Origin of the sequence: Roseomonas sp. HF4, from assembly GCF_005222755.1 — a bacterium.
In the GTDB taxonomy this organism is placed as follows: Bacteria; Pseudomonadota; Alphaproteobacteria; order Acetobacterales; family Acetobacteraceae; genus Neoroseomonas.
On the sequence record NZ_STGD01000050.1, the window covers coordinates 1 to 786 of the forward strand.

Genomic DNA, 786 nt, shown 5'->3' on the forward strand with positions numbered 1-786 from the left:
CTGGATCACGGCCGCCGTGCCGCACCTCGCCATCATCGATCGGGAGACCTGGGATCTGGCGCAGGCGCGCCTGTCCGCTACCCGGCGGATCTTCACGAACCCGGAGGGGACGGCGGAGACGGGTGGCACGAATCGCGGCGGGCGGCTTGCCGCAGCCCGGCGGCCGCGCTGGCCGCTGTCCGGCCTGGTGCGCTGCGGCGCCTGCAACGGCCCGATGTCGGTGATGGGCAGCAATGGCCGGCTCGGCTGCGCCAATCGCGTGGAGCGGGGCACGTGCACGAACCGCCGCACGGTCCTGCGCGGCGTGCTGTTGCCCCACGTTCTGGTGGGCCTCAAGGAGCGGCTCCTGGCACCGGAACTGATTGAGGAGTTCGCCCGCACCTACGTCACCGAGGTCAACGCGGCGAACCGGGAGCGCGGTGCTCGTCAGGCGGGGCTGGAGCAACAGCACGCCAAACTGACCCGGCAGATCCGCAACCTGCTCGAGCTGATCAAGGACGGGCACGGCGGGGCAGCGATGGCCGCCGAACTGCGCGATCTCGAGCGGCGCCAGGAGGACCTCGCCCAGCAGATTGCCATGGCCGGTGAGCCGGAGCCGATTCCCGTCCTGCACCCGAACCTGCCGGCGCTGTACCGGCGCCGGGTCGAGGCGCTGGAGCAGGCGCTGGCCGATCAGGCAACGGCGATGGCGGCGACCGATGCGCTGCGCGCGCTGATCGACGCGATCCTGGTCTTTCCGGGGGAGCGGCGCGGTGAGTTCACGGTGTCGCTGCGGGGTGACCTTGC

At 71.8% G+C, this 786-nt stretch carries 1 protein-coding gene; it reads left to right on the top strand.

Annotated features, from left to right (window positions below; all coding sequences use genetic code 11):
• Nucleotides 1-16: 16 nt before the first annotated feature.
• The coding region (locus E8M80_RS25635; RefSeq protein ID WP_170979658.1) for a zinc ribbon domain-containing protein at nt 17-786 on the top strand (770 nt) is incomplete at its 3' end.